The organism is Nocardia sp. IFM 10818, from assembly GCF_054655275.1.
In genome coordinates, this window is record NZ_BAAHJH010000001.1 from 2,673,436 (window position 1) to 2,692,929 (window position 19,494).

Annotated in this window: 19 protein-coding genes and 1 pseudogene; 13 read left to right on the top strand and 7 right to left on the bottom strand. The window is 69.1% G+C overall.

The window, feature by feature from the left end; translation table 11 throughout:
• Window positions 1–8: 8 nt before the first annotated feature.
• Entirely contained in the window at window positions 9–752 is a 744-nt protein-coding gene (gene yaaA / locus ACYQ5L_RS12245) for a peroxide stress protein YaaA (protein ID WP_379202960.1), read from the bottom strand.
• 58 nt (window positions 753–810) lie between these two features.
• Here yaaA and ACYQ5L_RS12250 point away from each other — a divergent pair, with 58 nt between their 5' ends.
• Window positions 811–2,568 (top strand): proline--tRNA ligase, encoded by a 1,758-nt coding sequence (locus tag ACYQ5L_RS12250; RefSeq protein WP_459957476.1) that lies wholly within the window; start codon window positions 811–813, stop codon window positions 2,566–2,568.
• A 213-nt stretch (window positions 2,569–2,781) separates the two neighbouring features.
• On the opposite strand, the gene ACYQ5L_RS12255 is transcribed toward ACYQ5L_RS12250, so the two are convergent.
• Window positions 2,782–3,213, bottom strand: coding sequence for a MarR family winged helix-turn-helix transcriptional regulator (locus ACYQ5L_RS12255; protein WP_459957477.1), 432 nt, complete (start codon window positions 3,211–3,213; stop codon window positions 2,782–2,784).
• An 88-nt stretch (window positions 3,214–3,301) separates the two neighbouring features.
• Between ACYQ5L_RS12255 and ACYQ5L_RS12260 the strand changes: the two genes are divergently transcribed.
• Entirely contained in the window at window positions 3,302–4,903 is a 1,602-nt protein-coding gene (locus ACYQ5L_RS12260; protein WP_459957478.1) for an MFS transporter, read from the top strand.
• Here ACYQ5L_RS12260 and ACYQ5L_RS12265 read toward each other — a convergent pair.
• The 5 genes from ACYQ5L_RS12265 to ACYQ5L_RS12285 form a co-directional block, all read right to left on the bottom strand.
• Window positions 4,813–5,163: a hypothetical protein gene (locus ACYQ5L_RS12265; protein WP_459957479.1), complete on the bottom strand. Its 351-nt coding sequence runs from the start codon at window positions 5,161–5,163 to the stop codon at window positions 4,813–4,815. The two genes, ACYQ5L_RS12260 and ACYQ5L_RS12265, sit on opposite strands and share 91 nt — an antisense overlap.
• Window positions 5,142–5,786, bottom strand: coding sequence for a Uma2 family endonuclease (locus ACYQ5L_RS12270; RefSeq protein ID WP_459957480.1), 645 nt, complete (start codon window positions 5,784–5,786; stop codon window positions 5,142–5,144). Before ACYQ5L_RS12270 ends, ACYQ5L_RS12265 begins: the two co-directional genes overlap by 22 nt.
• 89 nt (window positions 5,787–5,875) lie before the next feature.
• Window positions 5,876–7,273, bottom strand: a complete 1,398-nt coding sequence (locus ACYQ5L_RS12275; RefSeq protein ID WP_459957481.1) for a three-helix bundle dimerization domain-containing protein — start codon at window positions 7,271–7,273, stop codon at window positions 5,876–5,878.
• Window positions 7,274–7,444: 171 nt separating this feature from the next.
• Window positions 7,445–7,879 (bottom strand): ferritin-like domain-containing protein, encoded by a 435-nt coding sequence (locus ACYQ5L_RS12280; protein WP_459957482.1) that lies wholly within the window; start codon window positions 7,877–7,879, stop codon window positions 7,445–7,447.
• Entirely contained in the window at window positions 7,876–8,334 is a 459-nt protein-coding gene (locus ACYQ5L_RS12285) for a hypothetical protein (RefSeq protein WP_459957483.1), read from the bottom strand. The genes ACYQ5L_RS12280 and ACYQ5L_RS12285 overlap by 4 nt, the downstream gene beginning before the upstream one ends.
• A 505-nt stretch (window positions 8,335–8,839) precedes the next feature.
• Here ACYQ5L_RS12285 and rimP point away from each other — a divergent pair.
• From rimP to ACYQ5L_RS12340, 11 genes and pseudogenes are all read left to right on the top strand, one after another.
• Window positions 8,840–9,463, top strand: a complete 624-nt coding sequence (gene rimP, locus ACYQ5L_RS12290) for a ribosome maturation factor RimP (RefSeq protein WP_379202944.1) — start codon at window positions 8,840–8,842, stop codon at window positions 9,461–9,463.
• Entirely contained in the window at window positions 9,460–10,488 is a 1,029-nt protein-coding gene (nusA, locus tag ACYQ5L_RS12295) for a transcription termination factor NusA (protein ID WP_379202942.1), read from the top strand. The genes rimP and nusA overlap by 4 nt, the downstream gene beginning before the upstream one ends.
• Window positions 10,489–10,621: 133 nt before the next feature.
• Window positions 10,622–10,975 carry a YlxR family protein gene (locus ACYQ5L_RS12300; protein WP_379202940.1) on the top strand — a complete coding sequence of 118 codons (354 nt, stop codon included), beginning with the start codon at window positions 10,622–10,624 and terminating at the stop codon, window positions 10,973–10,975.
• A 126-nt stretch (window positions 10,976–11,101) separates the two neighbouring features.
• Window positions 11,102–11,179, top strand: a pseudogene (locus tag ACYQ5L_RS12305) (translation initiation factor IF-2 N-terminal domain-containing protein); the annotation flags it as partial.
• A 42-nt stretch (window positions 11,180–11,221) separates the two neighbouring features.
• Entirely contained in the window at window positions 11,222–14,158 is a 2,937-nt protein-coding gene (gene infB, locus ACYQ5L_RS12310; protein ID WP_459963409.1) for a translation initiation factor IF-2, read from the top strand.
• 169 nt (window positions 14,159–14,327) lie between these two features.
• A complete protein-coding gene (locus ACYQ5L_RS12315; protein ID WP_459963410.1) occupies window positions 14,328–14,618 on the top strand; it encodes a DUF503 domain-containing protein in 291 nt (96 codons plus the stop codon).
• A 26-nt stretch (window positions 14,619–14,644) separates the two neighbouring features.
• On the top strand, window positions 14,645–15,094 hold the full coding sequence (gene rbfA, locus ACYQ5L_RS12320) for a 30S ribosome-binding factor RbfA (RefSeq protein WP_067548794.1): 450 nt from the start codon (window positions 14,645–14,647) through the stop codon (window positions 15,092–15,094).
• Window positions 15,095–15,127: 33 nt separating this feature from the next.
• Window positions 15,128–16,123, top strand: a complete 996-nt coding sequence (locus tag ACYQ5L_RS12325) for a DHH family phosphoesterase (protein WP_459957484.1) — start codon at window positions 15,128–15,130, stop codon at window positions 16,121–16,123.
• 201 nt (window positions 16,124–16,324) lie between these two features.
• Window positions 16,325–17,191, top strand: coding sequence for a DUF5995 family protein (locus ACYQ5L_RS12330; RefSeq protein WP_459957485.1), 867 nt, complete (start codon window positions 16,325–16,327; stop codon window positions 17,189–17,191).
• A gap of 185 nt (window positions 17,192–17,376) precedes the next feature.
• Window positions 17,377–17,925, top strand: coding sequence for a cysteine hydrolase family protein (locus tag ACYQ5L_RS12335; protein WP_459957486.1), 549 nt, complete (start codon window positions 17,377–17,379; stop codon window positions 17,923–17,925).
• A gap of 198 nt (window positions 17,926–18,123) precedes the next feature.
• Window positions 18,124–19,485 (top strand): MATE family efflux transporter, encoded by a 1,362-nt coding sequence (locus ACYQ5L_RS12340; RefSeq protein WP_459963411.1) that lies wholly within the window; start codon window positions 18,124–18,126, stop codon window positions 19,483–19,485.
• Window positions 19,486–19,494 lie beyond the last annotated feature (9 nt).

Sequence of the window (19,494 nt, forward strand, 5' to 3'; positions counted from 1 at the left end):
CGAGAGGTCTAGGTCAGAACGAGAAGTTCGGTGGGGGAAGCGATTTCGATACGCAGGCCGGACTTCTCCGCCACCCGGGCCAGACCGTTGATATCGGACGGCTCCGACCGGGACAGCACCAGCGCGCGGGCCAGCAGACCCTTGTGGTGTTTGTTGAAGTGGCTCACCACGGTTCGCGTGCCATCGGGGCGCTCGGTGAGCACGGTCGCGGTGATCGCGCCCGGAATGCGGCCCAGATTCTGATAGGTGCCCGAACGCAGATCGACGGTCAGCGCGCCGTCGGTCTCCGCGCGCAGGGCCTCGGGCAGCACCTGCTTCCACACCGCCTGCAGCGTGGGCAGGCCCGGCAGTTTGGAACCGCCGGACAGCCGGTAGGCCGGGATGGGATCGCCCGCGCGAATCACGCCGAACAATGCCGAGCCGATGGCGAGGCGGGCATTCGCCTTGGCGCGCTGGGCTTTGGTGAAGTCCGCGGCATCCAACGCGTCGTAGAGCACGCCCGTGTACCGATCCAGCGCGGGCCGGGTGGGGGAGGTGCGCAGCGCGGCATTGCGTGCGATCTCCGCGTCAGCCCCCTTGCCCAGGCCGAGTGCGGTGCGCGAGGCATCCGGATCGGCGGCCAGATCGGTCAGCTGCGTGACCAGCTTGTCGCGCACCGCGGTGAGCTGCGGCATCGACAAGGCGCCGAGGTCCAGGGGAGCGCCCGATCCGCCATCGGACTTGGTTTCGGAGGGAGGCAGCAGCACCAGCACGAGCGAACACGGTAATGCCTTGTGAGTCTCGAGTGGTCAGCGGCTACGCTGTGTCCCCGTGATCACCCGTCTCTCCCACCTCTTCCTGCGTACCCTGCGCGACGATCCCGCCGACGCCGAGGTGCCCAGCCACAAGCTGCTCGTCCGCGCCGGATACGTGCGCCGCATCGCCCCGGGCGTCTACTCGTGGCTGCCGCTCGGCCTGCGCGTGCTGCGCAAGGTCGAGAATGTGGTCCGGGAGGAAATGGACGCCATCGGCGCCCAGGAGATCTCGCTGCCGGCGCTGCTGCCGCGCGACCCGTATGAGGCCACCAACCGCTGGACCGAATACGGCGACGCGCTGTTCCGCCTCAAGGACCGCAAGGGCCAGGACTATCTGCTCGGCCCCACCCACGAGGAACTGTTCGCGCTCACCGTGAAGGGCGAGTACAGCTCCTACAAGGACCTGCCGGTCACGCTGTACCAGATCCAGACCAAGTACCGCGATGAAGGCCGCCCCCGCGCCGGCATCCTGCGCGGCCGCGAATTCATCATGAAGGACTCCTACTCCTTCGACCTCGACGACGACGGCCTGAAGAAGAGCTACAACGCCCACCGCGAGGCCTACCAGCGCATCTTCGACCGACTCGGCGTCAAGTACGTCATCGTGGCCGCCACCTCCGGCGCCATGGGCGGCTCGGCGTCCGAGGAGTTCCTGGCCGACAGCCCGGTCGGCGAGGACACCTACGTCATCTGCCGCGAATCCGGCTACGCCGCCAATGTCGAGGCCGTCGTCACCGCCGCGCCCCCGGAGATTCCCCTGGAGGGCCAGGCCGAGGCGGTCGTCCACGACACCCCCGACACCCCGACCATCGCCACCCTGGTCGACTGGGCCAACGCCGCGGGCATCGCCGAGCAGTTCGGCCGTCCCGTCACCGCCGCCGACACGTTGAAGAACGTGATGGTCAAGCTGCACCACCCCGACGGCAAGATGGAGATCATCGGCATCGGCGTCCCCGGCGACCGCGAGGTCGACGACAAGCGCCTCGGCGCCTCCGTCGAGCCCGCCGAGGTCGAGATGCTCGACGAGGCCGACTTCAAGGCCAACCCCTTCCTGGTCAAGGGCTACATCGGCCCGAAGGCGCTGCAGGCCAACGGCATCCGCTACCTGGTCGACCCCCGCGTGGTCACCGGCACCGCCTGGATCACCGGCGCCGACGAACCCGGCAAGCACTACGTCGGCCTGGTCGCCGGCCGTGACTTCACTCCCGACGGCACCATCGAGGCCGCCGAGGTCCGCGACGGCGATCCCTCGCCCGACGGCCGCGGCCTGCTGGAAGCCGCGCGCGGCATCGAGATCGGCCACATCTTCCAGCTCGGCCAGAAGTACACCGACGCCTTCGAGGTCGACGTGCTCGGCGAGAACGGCAAGCCGGTCCGCCTCACCATGGGCTCCTACGGCGTCGGCGTCTCCCGCATGGTCGCCGTGCTGGCCGAGCAGATGCACGACGACAAGGGCCTGCGCTGGCCCGCCGAAGTCGCCCCGTACGACGTGCACGTGGTCATCGCCAACAAGGACGACGCCGCCCGCGCCGGCGCCGAACAGGTTGTCGCCGAACTGAACTCGGCCGGCCTCGACGTCCTCTTCGACGACCGCACCGCCTCCCCGGGCGTCAAGTTCAAGGACGCCGAACTGCTCGGTATGCCCTACGTCCTCGTCATCGGCCGCGGCTGGGCCGAAGGCAAGGTCGAACTCCGCGACCGCTTCGCCGGCACCGCCGACGAACTCCCCGCCGACACCGCCGCCCAGTCCGTCATCGCCAAGATCCGCGGCTGACCGGCGCCGGCCCGCCGCATACGAGACGCGCCCCACTTCCGAATTGCTTGGAGGTGGGGCGTTTTTCATACACTGGGGTATGAACGAACCCGGGTTCCCGTGGTGCGAGGTGTGCGGGGTGGGAGCGCTCGAGGAAGTGCGAGACTTCACCGGCTGGCGGGATGAGATGAGTGGCGACCACCCCGACGCATCGAACGGTGGACAGTGAACGACTCAGTGGCAGGCCGTGGCGATGCCTGCCATCCACGACCGGATGGCGGCGCGCTGTGCGGGTGGAAGGTTGGACTCCAGTTCGGACTCCCGGCGTGAGACGGCGATGCGGGCTGCGGCGAAGCGTTCCCGGCCGCGGTCGGTGATGTAGATCTGGTGGCTGCGCTTGTCGGCCGGGTTGGGGCGGCGTTCGACCAGGTCGTCGGCTTCCAATCCGGCGACCATTTCATTGGCGGCCTGGCGGGTGCTGGCCACTTCCCGGGCGATCTCGGCGACCGACATTCCGGCCCGGGCGCCGACCATCATGAGGGTCGCGTACTGCGAGGTGGACAGCCCGAAGTCCTTGAGTTCCTCGCCGATTGCGGCGCGCATGTTCAGCCAGACGCTGCGGACCATGAAGGTGAGTGATCCGTTCTCGTCCCAGTCCCCGCTCAAGGGCAGCCTTCCTCCCGGATTGACAGGTACCTGACAATTGAGCATTCTTTGAATCGTCAGGTTCTTACCAATCGTACCGAAGGTGTTCATGACCACGCCTCCGACGCTGCCCATTGCGCGGCAGCGAATGATCCTCGCCGTCCTCCTGCTGTCCTCCGTGCTGATCTGGCTGGACAACACCATTCTCGGCACCGCCCTCGAAACCCTCGCCGACCCGGTGCACGGGCTCGGCGCCAATCCGGCCGAATTGCAGTGGGCCACCGGCTCGTACACCCTGGTCTTCGCCGCGCTGATGTTCACCGCGGGCGCGCTGGGCGACCGGTTCGGCCATCGGACCGTTCTCGCAACAGGATTGGCGCTCTTCGCCGCGTCCTCGGTCTGGGCCGCCTACGCCGGTGATGTCGGCCAGTTGATCGCGGCGCGCGCCGCCATGGGCGTGGGCAGCGCGCTCATCATGCCCCCGACCATGGCCATCGTCACCTGGACCTTCACCGGTCCGGCCCGGGCCGCCGCCATCGGCCTGTTCTCCACCTCCGCGGGCATCGGATTGGCGGCGGGCCCCTTGCTCGCCGGCCTGCTGCTCGACCACTTCTGGTGGGGCTCTGTGTTTCTCGTCAATATCCCGGTGGTCGCCGTCGCGCTGGCCGGAATCGCCGCCCTGGTCCCGAACTTCCGCAGCCCCACCCGCCGCCCGCTGGATCCGGCCGGTCTGGTGCTGTCCATCAGCGGGCTCGGCGCGCTGGCCTACGGCCTGATCAAGGCGGGGCAGGTGGCCTCCTGGACCCCGCTCGACGTGTGGGCGCCCATCGTCGCCGGAGTGATCCTGCTGACCGCCTTCGTGCTCGTCGAATTGCGCAGCGCCCAGCCCAGTTTCGATCCCCGGCTGCTCGCCGAGCGCACCTTCGGCGGCGGCAATGCCGCTCTCGGGCTGCTGTTCCTCGCCATGACCGCAGTCGGTTTCTACGGCGCCTTCTATCTCCAAGGCGCACGTGGCTTCTCGCCGCTGGAAGCAGGTCTGGCCAATGCTCCCGCCGCCCTCGGCGTGATCGTCGGCGGCCCGCTGGGCATCCGGCTGGTGCGCCGGTTCACGCTGCGCCCGGTCGCCGTCCCCGCGCTCGCCATCGCGGCCCTGGCCATGGGCAGCTTCGCCCTCTTCGGCCTGGACACCCCGATCATCTGGAACGAGATCGTCGTATCGATCCAGGGCCTCGCCCTCGGCATCGTGATCGGCACGGTGACAGCGGCTCTGATGAGCACCCTGCCCCTGGAGCGCGCGGGCGCGGGCTCGGCCGTCACCAATACGGTCCGCCAGACCGGCAGCGTCCTCGGCATCGCCATCGGCGGCACCATCATGTCGATCGTCTACAGCCGCGCCATGGCGGGCTCGGTCCGGGACCTCCCGCCCGCGGTGGCCGACCGGATGCGCGAATCGGCCGAACTGGCCCGCCCCACCGCCGCCGCCCTCGGCCGCCCCGATCTCGCGCACGCGGCCGACGAAGCCTTCATCCACGCTCTGCACGTCGGCGCGCTCTGGGCCATGGCCTTCACCCTCGTCGCCGCCGTCCTCGCGATCACCCTGCGCCCCAGCGGTATTCGCCCTCAGTCTGCCAACTCGGCGGCCGATTCCCTGCCTGCCTCGGAGCAGCCCCGCAGAAAGTCGGTGATGACCTCGAGCTCGGCAGGCGAGTAGCGGTCGCACAGCGCGTCCATGCGCCCGTTCATGCCCGAGAGCATGCGGTAGAGCTCCGGGTTGCGGTCCCGCACCGCGCGGACGGTGACAGCGCGGCGGTCGAGGATGCCGCTCGAGGTGGCGGGGTGCAGACCGGCCAGCCGGGCCAGAGCGCTGGGAGTGAGCGGCCCGTGCCGGCTGACCAGATCCAGGCAGGTCCAGTCGGGAATCTTCGTGGCAGTCGACGGGTTCGGGCCGCTCAGAACTCGAGGTCGGACCACGGAATGCTGATCGGGAATGGATGGTCGATCTCGATGTCGCGGGTATGCGTCCATTCGCCGACCAGGAGGTAGTTGGCCGGATACAGGGGATGCACGCCTTGAGGCAGGAGGTCCTGCCTCGTCTCCAGGGCGTAACAGCGGACAGTTGCGATGGCACTCTCCTCGGGTGTGAGCGCAACCTCCCAGTACCAAGGAATCCCGGCTCCCGCGTAGCGGGCCTTCTTGGCTTCGACATCCGAGCGGGTATTGGAAGGCGACAACACCTCGCCTACCAGGACCACGTCGGCAGCGCGCACGTCGTGGTACGGCGGCAAGCAGCGGTACACGAGGAAATCGGGGGTGGCGAAATCCGACTTCCCGCTGGTGCCGAAGAAGACGTTCGTCTCCAAGTTGGAGACCCAGCAGTGCTCGGTATTTGTCGCCATGTCCTTGCGTGTGCAGCGTTCGAAGGCATTGGTGATTCGGCGCATGAAGGTCTGATGCTCGCCGGGTCCGCGGCGTAGCCACACCACTCGGCCGTTCCACAGCTCGATCTGTTCGGCGACCTCCGCAGGCAGGCGCTCCAGCTCTTCCCAGGTCATGTACTCGGGAAGATCGGGTTGGCCGACGTGCGGGATCGACATGTCGGTCATGCTACCGAGTGCTGTCGGCTGTGTGGGCTGACGTTGTCGACCCCCCGGTCGGACCGGTCGCTCCGGCAGCTGATTCCGGCTCAGTTGTAGGCCTTGGCGACCCCGTCGAGGAGGCGCTCCAGGGTTTCGTAGCTGGGCAGGTCGACGACGTCGATCAGGTTCGGGGTCACCGGGACCTGTGTGCGGTTCGCGACCTGGGTGAACAAGGCCGGGTCGTTGGGGCGGAAGCCGTGCTCGGCCGCGAGGCGCTGCAACTCCGGGTCGGTGGACAGCAGTGTGCCGAGGCGATCACCGTTGTCGTTCAACGGGACCACCGTGTGCTGGGACAGCACGGTGGGGGAGGGATACATGAGCACCATGTCGGGCTTCAGGCGGCCCTGGACGGCGGCGTCCACGTACTGAGCCTCGTAGATCCACACCAGCGGAGCCGGGCCCATGCCCGCCGCCAGGTATTCCCGGAACGGCCCGTCCGTGCTGTTCTCGGTGTAGCCCTGGCGGGTGAACAGGCGTGAAACCCGCGACAGCGCATGATCTTCGGCCGCGGTGCCGCGCACGATCGAGTTCTCGTTCGCCACGTAGGCCGCCACCGCCAGGTACATGGCCGCCGAGTTCGAGGTGCGCGGATCGGTGGTGGAGATGAGCACATGCTTGCGGACCGGATAGGAGGTATTGCCCGCCAGCTCGTCCCACTGGGCGCCCTTCTCCACCAGCTCCAGGTACTTCGCCATATCGAGGATGGGCGTCGGTCCCGGCCGCACCACGCCCGCCGCGGTGAGCAGCTCGGCGATCGGCTCGAAGGTGGCGATGGCCATGGGGGAGGAGAACGGGGTGTATTTCCCGCTCACGTTGCGCTGCCGCTGGATTCGCTCGGCGGCGGTCGTGCTGGACGGGAAGGCGAAGTCGTAGCCGCCCAGATCCACCGAGGTGGCGATCTGCCGCGAACCGGCCGGATCCACCTCGGCCCGCACGCCGTGTTTCGCGAGCGCGTCGATCACCTTCGGGTCGGAGAAGAACCCGATCTTCTCCGAGCCCACCACGCCGCGGACCGTGGTGAGCGCCGCCGGAGCCGCGGCGGGCGGCGCCGAATCCGGTTGCCGCACCGCCAGCGCCACCGCGACGACGAGCAGCAGCGCCACGGCCGCCGCCAGCCCGCCGAGAATCCGCTTATCGCCCGTCAAGGTGTCCAGCAGGTTACCGGCAGTCGAATTCGCTTTGTCCCCCACGGAAATTGCCGAAGCATTATCCGAATTCGACTGCGGGGTATCTTGTTCCGCCTCTGCAGGCGTCAGTTCGCGCCGTGCAATGCGCTCCACCAGAATGGGAACGAATTCTCGAATGGCATGGCCGTCGAACCGCTGCCGCACCGCCCCCACCACGGCCGTGACCTGGTCCGCGCCATGTTCTTCGCCATAGGCTTCGACCAGGCGATTCGTCAGCTCCAGCAGAGCTTTTTCTTCCCGGGCAGTATCGACCGCCACGCTGTCTCCCTCGACCTCACACCGGAATTTGATTGCACGGCAGGGAAATGCGCCTGCCGACGCGCGACAACCCTACCGGCATACCGCACCGATTTCCGATCGACGGGGAAATCGGCGCGGGCCGGGCGGATATCGAATTCGGACCGACCGAGGGAAATTCGGCCCGCTGCTTCAGGGCTGACCTGGGAATGCGATGGTCGGCGGGTTGGTGCCCAGGATCGACTGCCATGTGGCCAGTCGCACAGCCGATTCGGTGAGCGCCTCGACCGCGGTGCGCCGCACATCCGGCGTGCCCGCGGTCTCCACCGCCGCGCGCCAGGCGGTGGCGCAATCGGTTTCGACCGCGACCGCCAGCTTGGCCGCCGGAATCGGATCGTCCACCACGAAGGGTGAGGTGTAGGCCGCATCCGGCGCGGGCACGGCCGCGTCGAGCGACTTCAGCGCATCGGCGGTCGCGTCGCGGCGCACCCGGTGCGCGGCGGTGTACTCCGAAACGAGCTTGGCCCGATCGGTATTCGCATAGGCCGCGATGACGCCGTAGGCGTAGACGGCCGCGTACTCGGCGCTCAGGGCGGCCGTGAGCGCCCGCTGATCAGGTGTGGTCATGCGAGCAGCACCCCCGCGTGCGTCGCGCAGGCGGCGCTGATCGAGGCGAGCAGCCCGGCACGGTAATCGGACAGCTGCGCGGACAGCTCGGCCGCCGACCGCCCGGCGGCGGTCAGCTGGTCGCGCAGGGTGGCCACCGACGGCGGCGGCACCGGCGCGGTGGGCGTCACCGGGGGCGTCCGGTAGGAGGGCTTGGTCCCGTCCCCGTACGTGCCGATGGCCCGATCGATCTCGGTGCGCAGCGCGGTCGCGTGCTCGGTGCGCTGCGCCGCGATGGTCTCCAGCGCGCGGGCCTTCTCGGGCGCGGTGGCAATGGCCGCGGTCGCGGCGGCGGCGTCGACCAGCGCCGATTCCTCCTGGGCCAGCAGCGGATCCGGGGCGGCCGGGGCCTTCTCGTCCGTGCACGCGCTCAGCACACTCACGGCGGCGACGGTGAGCACGCCGCCTCCGGCCATGCGTAACACGGCACGACGGTCGAGGGCGGGCGCGAGAGACGCTGGCTGGATTGTCAACTTGGTTGCGAGGCGGCTATGAGCGCGGGGCACCGGTACATGGTGCCAGTCCGCAAGGCCGCCCCGCCGAACCGGGCCGTCGGACAGGCTTTGAATCCTTCCTCCAGCCCGAAGGTGGGGAATTTCTGGCTCATACTGCCCGACCGCTCGGCGAGCGACCTGGTCTTCCGCAATCAGCACCAGCAGGGTTGAAACCCGCCCTGTAGAACACCGCCGATACTATGCGTCTGATCCGAGCGCGGCGGTGGTCTCGGCGAACCGCCTTCCGCGTTCCGGCGCGTCGCGGCAGACGCGCCGCCGGATGTGTTTGCGCCGACTATGCGGAGGTCGTGAGCTCCCGCTGGTCCACTACACTCTTCCCGCGCGTTACGCTAGACCTTCGGCAGGGTATTTCGCCGTCTCTGCCCGACAACTCAACCCGTCACAACTGAACCAGGAGCCGCCCCACATGCCGATGCCGACCGAGGAAAGGGTGAGCCAGCTAGTTGCTGGACTCGTCGAACGCCGAGGATTCGACCTCGAAGGCGTCGATATTTCGGCTGCCGGGACGGCGCACACCAAGGTGAAGGTGACGGTCGACAGCGACGGATCCGCCGATCTGGACGCCGTCGCCCAGTTGAGTTCGGAACTATCGGAAGCTCTCGACGAGGCCGGCGACTTCGGTGAGACCCCGTATCTGCTGGAGGTCACCACCCCCGGCATCGATCGCCCGCTCACCGAGCTACGCCACTGGCGCCGCGCCCAGGGCCGCAAGGTCAAGGTCACGCTGCGCCCCGGCGTCGAATCTCCGGAGGAGAAGGGCAAGTCGCGGTTCGAGGCCCGCGTCGGCGCCGCCACCGACACCGAGGTGGCGCTGGTCCTCGGCGGCAAGCGGAAACCACACCGGGTGACGGTGCCGCTGGCCGATATCGAGTTCGCCGTCGTCCAGGTGGAGTTCGCTCCCCCCGGCGCGGCCGAACTGGAACTGGCAGGGGGAGTAGCGCCGGGCCGTCCCCAGCCCGGCGCCCAGGAGGAATCCACTGAAGACGAAGCAGCAGCGTCCGATTCATTGACCGAAGGGATCGTGGAATGAACATCGAAATCGAAGCCCTGCGTGCGATAGTCGCCGACAAGGGAATCTCGATGGAGACGGTGATCTCCGCGATCGAGTCGGCCTTGCTCACCGCCTACCGGCACACCGAGGGGCATCAGCCCAACGCCCGCATCGACATCAACCAGAAGACCGGTGTCGTGCGCGTCATGGCCCGCGAGCTCGACGCCGACGGCAATGTCATCTCCGAATGGGACGACACCCCCGAGGGGTTCGGCCGCATCGCCGCCACCACCGCCCGCCAGGTCGTGCTGCAGCGGCTGCGCGACGCCGAGAACGAGAAGTCCTTCGGCGAGTTCTCCACCCACGAGGGCGACATCGTCGGCGGCGTGGTGCAGCGCGACGCCCGCATGAACGCCCGCGGCACCGTGGTGGTGCGCATCGGCAGCGAGGCGCACGGCGCCGAGGGCGTCATCCCGCCCGCCGAGCAGGTGCCGGGTGAGACCTACGAGCACGGCGACCGCATCAAGTGCTACGTCGTCGGCGTCTCCCGCGGCCCGCGCGGCCCGCAGATCACCCTCTCGCGCACCCACCCCAATCTGGTGCGCCGCCTGTTCGCCCTGGAGGTCCCCGAGATCGCCGACGGCTCGGTCGAGATCGTGGCGGTCGCCCGCGAGGCCGGCCACCGCTCCAAGATCGCGGTCCGCTCCACCGTCCCCGGCGTCAACGCCAAGGGCGCGTGCATCGGCCCGATGGGCCAGCGCGTGCGCAATGTGATGAGCGAACTGGCCGGCGAGAAGATCGACATCATCGACTACGCCGAGGATCCGGCCGCCTTCGTCGGGAATGCGTTGTCGCCGTCGAAAGTTGTCTCCGTCACGATCGTGGACCCCGAAGCGCGTGCCGCGCGGGTCGTGGTCCCGGACTTCCAGCTCTCCCTCGCCATCGGCAAGGAGGGCCAGAATGCCCGCCTGGCGGCCCGGCTCACCGGCTGGCGGATCGATATTCGCAGTGATGCGGCCCCCGACGTCGCAGGTGGGGTGCGTACGGAGGCGGGCCGGGGCTAGAAACCCGGGAGCGCTGCGCGCGCTGTCCCGGTAGCGTCGATCGCGCTCGGATCGACCAAGATCGCAAGGTGGAACAGACCCCTCGGATGACAGCTTGGTAACTTCCAAAGGGTACGGATGCGGAGATCGGGACATGACAGCGGTACAGTGGACGCAGGCTCAGCGCGAGTCTCCGGCCCCTTCGCGTGCCGCACGGGAACGATCGAGATCAGAACCCGTACGGACCTGCATCGGATGTCGGAAACGAGAGTTGGCCGCCGAGTTGTTGCGAATCGTGGCGCAAGACGCTGGGGACTCCCAGACGATTGCGATCGTTCCCGATCCGCGGCGCAGACTGCCCGGAAGGGGTGCCTGGTTGCACCCCTCTTCGTCTTGTCTGAGTTTCGCGACCCGGCGCCGAGCATTCGGCAGAGCACTACGAGTGTCCGGATATCTGGATATCTCAGCCCTGGAGCATTACGTAGAGAACAGGCACGAGCACTCATGAGCACACCGTGAAGTCCCAGCGATGATCGGCCATCGGAAATAATCTGAGGTCGTGCGGGCGCCCCTTCCCAAAAGGGTTGCCACGCTCGACCTCTCAGTGAGGAGAGCAGTGGCAGGCAAGGCCCGCGTGCACGAGTTGGCGAAAGAACTCGGTGTCACGAGCAAAGAACTACTCGCGCGGCTCAAGGAGCAGGGCGAGTTCGTGAAGTCGGCGTCGTCGACGGTGGAGGCCCCCGTCGCACGCCGCTTGCGGGAGTCGTTCGCGGCGAAGAACGCCCCGGCGAACGGCACCGCGAAGTCCGCAGCCAAGCCCGGCGATGCGCCGCGCCCGGCTGCCAAGCCGTCCCCGGCCAATGCCGGTCCGCGCCCCGGCGCACCCCGTCCGTCCGCACCGGCTCCGGCCGCTCCGGCTCCGGCCCCCGCGCCGAAGCCCGCGGCCGCCGAACAGGCCGCCCCGGCGGCCCCGTCCCCGGCCGCGGCGGCCAAGCCCGCTCCGGCGGTCCGGCCCGGTCCGGCTCCGAAGCCGGCGGCGCGTGAAACCGCGGCTCCCGCAGCGGCTTCCGCCGCTCCGGCCACTCCGGCGCAGCCGACCCAGCGTCCGACCCCGGGCGCCCCGCGTCCGGCGCAGCCGGGCCAGCAGGGTCAGGCCCCGCGTCCGGCGCAGCAGTCCGGCGCTCCGGCCCCGGGCCCGCGTCCGGCCGGTCCGAAGCCGGGTCCGAAGACCCCGCGCGTCGGCAACAACCCGTTCTCTTCCGCGCCCGAGCGGCCCGCGCCGCGTCCGGCGCAGCCGGGTCCGCGTCCGGGCCAGGGCCAGGGTCAGGGCGGTCCGCGTCCGGGCCAGGGCCAGGGTGGCCCGCGTCCGGGTCAGGGCGGCCCGCGCCCGGGTCCCGGCCAGGGCGGTCCCCGTCCGGCTCCGGGCCAGGGCGGCCCGCGTCCGGGTGGCGCCCAGGGTGGCGGCCCCCGTCCGGGTGGCCCGCGCCCGAGCCCCGGCTCCATGCCTCCCCGTCCCAATCCGGGTGCGATGCCGCAGCGCGCGGCGCGTCCGGGTCCCGGCGCCGGTGGCGGCGCGGGTCGTCCGGCGCGTCCGGGTGGTCCGGGCGCCGGCCGTCCCGCCGGTGGCGGCGGTCCGTACCGCGGTGGCGGTGGCGGCGCTCCGGGCGCCGGTGGCGCTCCGGCCGGTGCCGGTGGCGGTGCCGCGGGTGGTTTCCGCGGTCGTCCCGGTGGCGGTGGCGGCGGTCGCCCGGGTTCGGGTGGCGGTCGCGGCGGTGCCGCGGGTGCCTTCGGACGTCCGGGTGGCGCGCCCCGCAAGGGCCGCAAGTCGAAGCGGGCGAAGCGCGCCGAGTACGAGTCGATGCAGGCGCCCGCCGTCGGCGGCGTGCGGCTGCCGCGCGGCAACGGCGAGATCATCCGTCTCGCCCGTGGCGCGTCGCTGTCCGATTTCGCCGAGAAGATCGGCGCCAACCCGGCCTCGCTGGTGCAGGCGCTGTTCAACCTCGGTGAGATGGTCACCGCGACCCAGTCGGTGAACGAGGAGACCCTCGAGCTGCTGGGTTCGGAGATGAACTACGTCGTGCACGTGGTCTCCCCGGAGGACGAGGACCGCGAGCTGCTCGCCAACTTCGACCTCACCTACGGCGAGGACGACGGCGACGAAGAGGATCTGCAGTCCCGCCCGCCGGTGGTGACCGTCATGGGTCACGTCGACCACGGTAAGACCCGACTGCTGGACACCATCCGTAAGGCCAATGTCCGTGAGGGCGAGGCCGGCGGCATCACCCAGCACATCGGCGCCTACCAGGTGCTGTCCGATGTCAACGGTGAGGATCGACTGATCACCTTCATCGATACCCCGGGTCACGAGGCGTTCACCGCCATGCGTGCCCGCGGTGCGAAGGCCACCGATATCGCGATCCTCGTGGTCGCGGCCGACGACGGCGTCATGCCGCAGACGGTGGAGGCCATCAACCACGCGCAGGCCGCGGACGTGCCGATCGTGGTGGCGGTCAACAAGATCGACAAGGAAGGCGCGAATCCGCAGAAGATTCGCCAGCAGCTGACCGAATACGGTCTGGTCGCCGAGGAATACGGCGGCGAGACCATGTTCGTCGACATCTCGGCCAAGCAGGGCACCAATATCGAGGCGCTGCTGGAAGCGGTCGTCCTGACCGCGGACGCGGCCCTCGATCTGCGGGCGAACCCGGACATGGACGCGCAGGGTGTGGCCATCGAAGCCCACCTCGACCGCGGTCGCGGCCCGGTCGCCACGGTGCTCATCCAGCGCGGCACGCTGCGCGTCGGCGACTCGATCGTGGCGGGCGACGCCTACGGTCGCGTGCGCCGCATGGTCGACGAGCACGGCGCCGACGTCGAGGCGGCGCTGCCGTCGCGGCCCGTCCAGGTCATCGGCTTCACCTCGGTGCCGGGCGCGGGTGACAACCTGCTCGTGGTCGAGGAAGACCGCATCGCCCGGCAGATCGCCGACCGCCGCAACGCTCGCAAGCGCAACGCCCTGGCCGCGCGCAGCCGCAAGCGGATCTCCCTGGAAGATCTGGATGCCGCTCTGAAGGAGACCTCGGAGCTGAACCTGATCCTCAAGGGCGACAACTCCGGTACCGTCGAGGCCCTCGAAGAGGCGCTGCTCGGTATCGATGTGGGCGACGAGGTGCGACTGCGCGTCATCGACCGCGGTGTCGGTGGCGTCACCGAGACCAATGTCAACCTGGCGTCGGCGTCGAACGCGATCATCATCGGGTTCAATGTCCGGGCCGAGGGCAAGGCGACCGAGCTGGCGAACCGCGAAGGCGTGGACATTCGCTACTACTCGGTCATCTACCAGGCCATCGACGAGATCGAGAAGGCCCTCAAGGGCCTGCTCAAGCCGATCTACGAAGAGGTCGAGCTGGGTCGGGCGGAGATCCGCCAGATCTTCCGCTCCTCCAAGTTCGGCAATATCGCCGGCTGCATGGTGCTCTCGGGCTCGGTCAAGCGCAATGCCAAGGCGCGCCTGCTGCGCGACAATGTCGTGGTCGCCGAGACCGTGACCATTGCCTCGCTGCGCCGCGAGAAGGACGACGCCACCGAGGTCCGCGAGGGCTACGAGTGCGGTATGACGCTCACCTACAACGACATTCGTGAAGGTGACATCGTCGAGGCCTACGAGCTGCGGGAGAAGCCGCGCGACTAGGTTCGCCATAGCTGAACCCGCTGGGTCCGGAGCGATCCGGGCCCGGCGGGGGCTGTGGCGGTCTACGGTTCTCCGTGGGCCGCTTACCGATCCGACGCGTTCCCGCGCACGCCTATTGGGCGCGTTGGTCTTACGAGAATAAGTGCGTGCGCATCACATGGGAGACAAGTTGTTCTTCGGAGCGCTGGAATTCGACATCCTGCTCGGCGATGTGCATTCGCTCAAGCAGAAGCGCTCCGTCATCCGCCCGATCCTCGCGGACCTCCAGAGAATGGGTGTCTGCGCCGTCGAAGGCGGGGAACACGACCTTTACCGGCGTACGTTGCTCGGTGTGGCGATGGTCAGCGTAGGCATGAGCCATCTCACCCAGGTGCTGGACAAGTGTGAACGGCACGTGGCGGACCGCCCGGAGTTACAGTTGCTGGCGGTACGCCGCCGCGTCTTCGGACCCGAAGACTGAATCGATTACGTGAGGAGGGCATGGCCATGGTGGATCAGGCCAGGGCACGCCGACTCGCCAAGCGGATCTCCACGATCGTGGCTACGGCCATCGAATACGAGATCAAGGATCCGCGGCTGCGTTTCGTCACCGTCACCGATACCAAGGTGACCGGTGATCTGCGGGAAGCCACCATTTACTACACGGTGATGGGGGAGACCCTCGACGCCGAACCGGACTACGCGGAAGCGGCCGCCGGGCTGGAGAAGGCCAAGGGCATTCTCCGTTCCAAGGTCGGTGCGGGCACCGGCGTCAAGTTCACCCCGATCCTGTCCTTCGCCCTCGACACCGTCCCGGACGCGGCCAAGCAGATGGAGGAGTTGCTGGCTCGCGCCCGCGCCGCCGATGCGCGCGTCGCCCAGGTCGCGGTCGGCGCCACCTATGCCGGTGACGCCGATCCGTACAAGGCCGACGACGAAGACGACGACGAAGACTGACCTGCGGTCGCGAACCGGGGAGGAGACGCGCCGGTGACGGAACAGGTCGATCTGGCCGCGGCGGTGTCGGTGCTCGACACCGCCCGGTCGGTCACGGTGCTCTGCCACGTCCAGCCCGATGCCGACACCATCGGCAGCGGGCTCGCGCTGGCGCAGGTGCTGCATCGGCGCGGGGTGCCCGTGCGGGTGTCCTTCGCCGAGCCGGCGGAGCTACCGGCCTCCATGCGGTCGCTGCCGGGCATCGACTTGCTGGTGCCCCCGGCCGAGGTGCCGCGGGAGGTCGACGTGCTGGTGGCGGTGGACTGCGGGAGCGCGGGCCGGTTGGGTGCGCTGCAGGACCGGCTGTCCGGCGCCCGGGTCAGCCTGGTGCTGGATCACCACCGCTCCAACACTCGCTTCGGCGACGTGAACGTGGTCGACGAATCGGCCGAATCGACGGCGGGTCTCATTGCCCGCATTCTCGACGCCTGGGGTGAGCCCATCGATCGCGAGGTGGCGCATTGCCTCTATGCCGGGCTGGTCACCGATACCGGATCCTTCAAATGGGCGCGTCCCGGCTCGCACGCGCTCGCCGAGCGGCTGCTGGCCACCGGCATCGACGGCGCGGGCATTACCCGCACGCTCATGGACACCCATCCCTTCGGCTGGCTGACCATGCTGTCGCGGGTGCTGGCCTCGGCGCAGCTGGATCGCGACGCGGCCGCGGGCGCGGGGCTGGTGTACGCCTTCGTGCGCCGGGAGGATCTGGACGGGGTGCGCTCCGAAGAGGTGGAGAGCATTATCGACCTGGTCCGTACCACCTCCGAAGCCGAGGTGGCGGCCGTCTTCAAGGAGTCCCGTTCCCGGCCCGAGCAGTGGACGGTCTCGCTGCGCTCGCACGATTCCGCCGACGGCTCGCCCGGGGTGGACGTCGCCCGCGTGGCGACGGCGCTCGGCGGCGGCGGGCATCGTTATGCCGCAGGCTATTCCACCACCGGGACGCCGGAAGACCTGGTCACGGCCCTGCTGGCGGAACTCGGCGGGCGTTGAGCCGCGGCGGATGTGATATCCGGCACGGGCGCGCACCCGCTCTCGGATGTAACGAATCCGGATTGCCCGGCGCGGCTTAGCTATTCGATAGCCATCAGCTACAAGCGCTGATCAAGGGTAATTTCTACGCATTTGGCCGAACTGTCGAGCAGTCGGCACACTTCTAGCAATCCACTTGATAGATCTGCTTGGAGTAGTGCTGTGCGCAAAACGTCTCGTCTCGCGGTAATCCTGGTCGCCACGGCCGCCGTACTCGGTTCGGCGGCCGGCACCGCCGTCGCCGTCGATCCGCCCGCGACCGGCTCCCACTCGCCGGCCATCGAGCCGGTGCGCGACGCGGAGCTGGCCGAACTCGTCCGGCTCTCCGATCCGGGCACGCTGACCGACCTGCACGACGGCGAACAGCGCATGAACCGCATCGCCGAGATCTTCACCGGCCACAAGGACCGCCGCGGCATCTTCGCGGTCTTCTATCGCAACATCCTGCGCGACGCCAATCCGCTGCTCGATCAGGGCCGCTTCGACGACCCGGTCTGGGCACGCAAGGTCAGTTACGCCTTCTTCCACGAATACCTGGCCAACCTGCACGGCCACCTCACCGGCGGCCCGGTCACCCCGGGCTGGCAGCGCTACTACGCCATGGCCGCCGATCCCGCCCGCTCGGCGGGCCGCGTGGCCGGCGCGGGCCTCGACGCCCACCTGCTCATCGACTTCCCGAAGGCCATCGCCGAGACCGGCACCCGCCTCGAGAACACCCGCGACTTCTTCACCATCGGCGACGCCCTCATCGGCACCACCCACAACATCACCGACGAACTGAAGGCCGAATACGGCGCCCAGCTCGCCGACTTCTTCAACCTCTACTTCGTCGGCAAGGCCGGTGACGTCGTCCTCGGCGACGGCAACACCAGCTACGTCCTGTTCCAAAGCGTGCGCGGCACTGCCCTGTCCCAGGGCATCGCCATGAAGAACGAGCTCACCTGCGGTCCGGCCGAACTGTCCATGCAGGGCCTGTACTACACCGCCGAGGCCGTATTCGACGGCCTGGAGGCCGCCGGCTGGGTCTGACGGATGCCAACCGGATTGGCCTCACCTTTGAGACCGTTGCGGGTGCGAGTCTCCTGGATCGCTTGGCTGACGCGTGAAAACTCCACGCTGCCAAGCTGATCGGAGCGCACTCGCTATGATGGCAGCGGGAATGGCGGACCCGCTGGCCTCGGGTTTCGGAGGATGAGTCTGGAGGGGAGCCTGTCGTGACCACCGCGCTGATCATCGGCGACATTCAGAAGGGGATCACGGACGGCTATCCGTTCGCCAAGAGTGTCGTGCCGCCGCTGACCGAACTGCTGCCGCGTGCTCGCGCGGCCGGTGTTCTCGTTGTGTTCGTGCGCTTCGCCATGCGGGCCAATGGGGCCGATCTGCCGCCGGGCAACGCGCTGTTCAAGTCGTTCTTCGAGTCCGGGGACGGTTTCCATGAGGGGGCGGCCGGAACCGAGATCGCGCTGCCGGTCGCGGACGAGGACATCGTGGTGGTGAAACGCCGCGCGAGTGCGTTCGCGGGGACCGATCTCGACCTGGTGCTGCGGGCGGGCGGCGTCACCACGCTCGCGATCGCGGGGGTGGCGACCAGCGCGATGGTGGCCGCCACCTGCTACGACGCGGCGGATCGCGGGTATGGGGTGACCGTGCTGCGGGACGGCTGCGCCGATGGGGACGCGGCGATGCACGACTTCTTCCTGGACGCTGTCTTCCCCAGCCGGGGACACGAGGTCGTGGCCTGCGCCGATTGGAAACCGGCCTGACTCACGCGTGGCTGCCGCGCCCCCTCGGGTGGGTCTCCCGAAGCCGAAGCGGATCGGCGAACGAGCCCGCCCCGAGATGATGACCGGGCCGTGCGGTCAGCGTGCGCGGCCGTCCGTGTCGTAGGCGTGTGGGAGGGTGATCGGATGCGCAATGGTGAGGACTGCGGGGTGGACGGGGTGGGGGAGCCGAGTTCGGCCGTGGCGGATGTCGCGACGCGCAAGCGCGGGGACGAGGCGGTGCAGGCCGGGCCGCGGCGGATTCTCGGGATCGCGGTGCCGACGCTGGGGGTGCTGGTCGCGGAGCCGATCTATCTGCTGTTCGATATGGCGGTGGTCGGCCGCTTGGGAGCGCTGGCGCTGGCCGGGCTCGCGGTCGGCGGATTGATTCTGGCGCAGGTCAGTTCGCAGTTGACGTTTCTGAGTTATGGCACGACGGCGCGGTCTTCGCGGCGGCACGGGGCCGGGGACGAGGCCGGGGCGGTCGAGGAAGGGGTGCAGGCCAGTTGGATCGCGGCCGGGGTGGGGGTGGTGATTCTCCTTCTGCTGCAAGCGTTCGCGGGGCCGGTGACGCGGGCCATCGCGGGTGGGGGTGGTATTGCCGATGAGGCGTTGCCGTGGTTGCGGATCGCGTTGTTCGGGGTGCCGTTGATTCTGTTGTCCATGGCGGGGAACGGGTGGATGCGCGGGGTGCAGCAGACGCGGCGGCCGTTGGTGTATGTGGTTGCGGGGCTGGTGGTTTCGGCGGTGCTGTGCCCGGTGCTGGTGCACGGGCTGCTGGGTGCGCCGCGGTGGGAGCTGGCGGGGTCGGCCGTGGCGAATGTGGTGGGGCAGTTGGTGGCCGGGGGATTGTTCGTGCGGGCGTTGTTCGCCGCGAAGGTGCCGTTGCGGCCGCGCTTCGAGGTGATGCGGGCGCAGTTGGTGCTCGGCCGGGATCTGATCGCGCGCAGTCTCGCCTTCCAGGCGTGCTTCGTGTCCGCGGCGGCGGTGGCGTCCCGGTTCGGGGCGGCGTCGGTGGCGGCGCATCAGCTGGTCCTGCAGTTGTGGAACTTCCTGGCGCTCACCCTGGATTCGCTGGCGATCGCGGCGCAGACCCTGGTGGGCGCGGCGCTGGGGGCCGGGAACGCCCGGGGCGCACAGGGTCTCGCGCGGCGGATCACCGGGTGGTCCACGGCCTTCGCGGTGGTGCTGGCGGCGGCGTTCGCGGCCGGATACGCCCTGATTCCGCGGCTGTTCACCGAGGATCCGTCGGTGCTGGAACGCACCCACGTGGTGTGGTGGTTCTTCGTGGGCCTCATCCCGGTCGCCGGTGTGGTGTTCGCCCTCGACGGCGTGCTGCTCGGCGCGGGTGACGCGGCCTTCCTGCGCAATGCCACGCTGGGCTCGGCGCTGCTGGGCTTCCTGCCCGCCATCTGGCTATCGCTCGCCTATGACTGGGGCATCGCCGGAATCTGGTCCGGGCTGGTCGCTTTCATGGTGCTGCGGCTGATCGCGGTGTGCGGGCGGGCGCTGTCCGGGCGGTGGGCGCGAGTCGGCGCGGAGGTGCCGCGCCGACTCGCGTGAGCCCGGAGC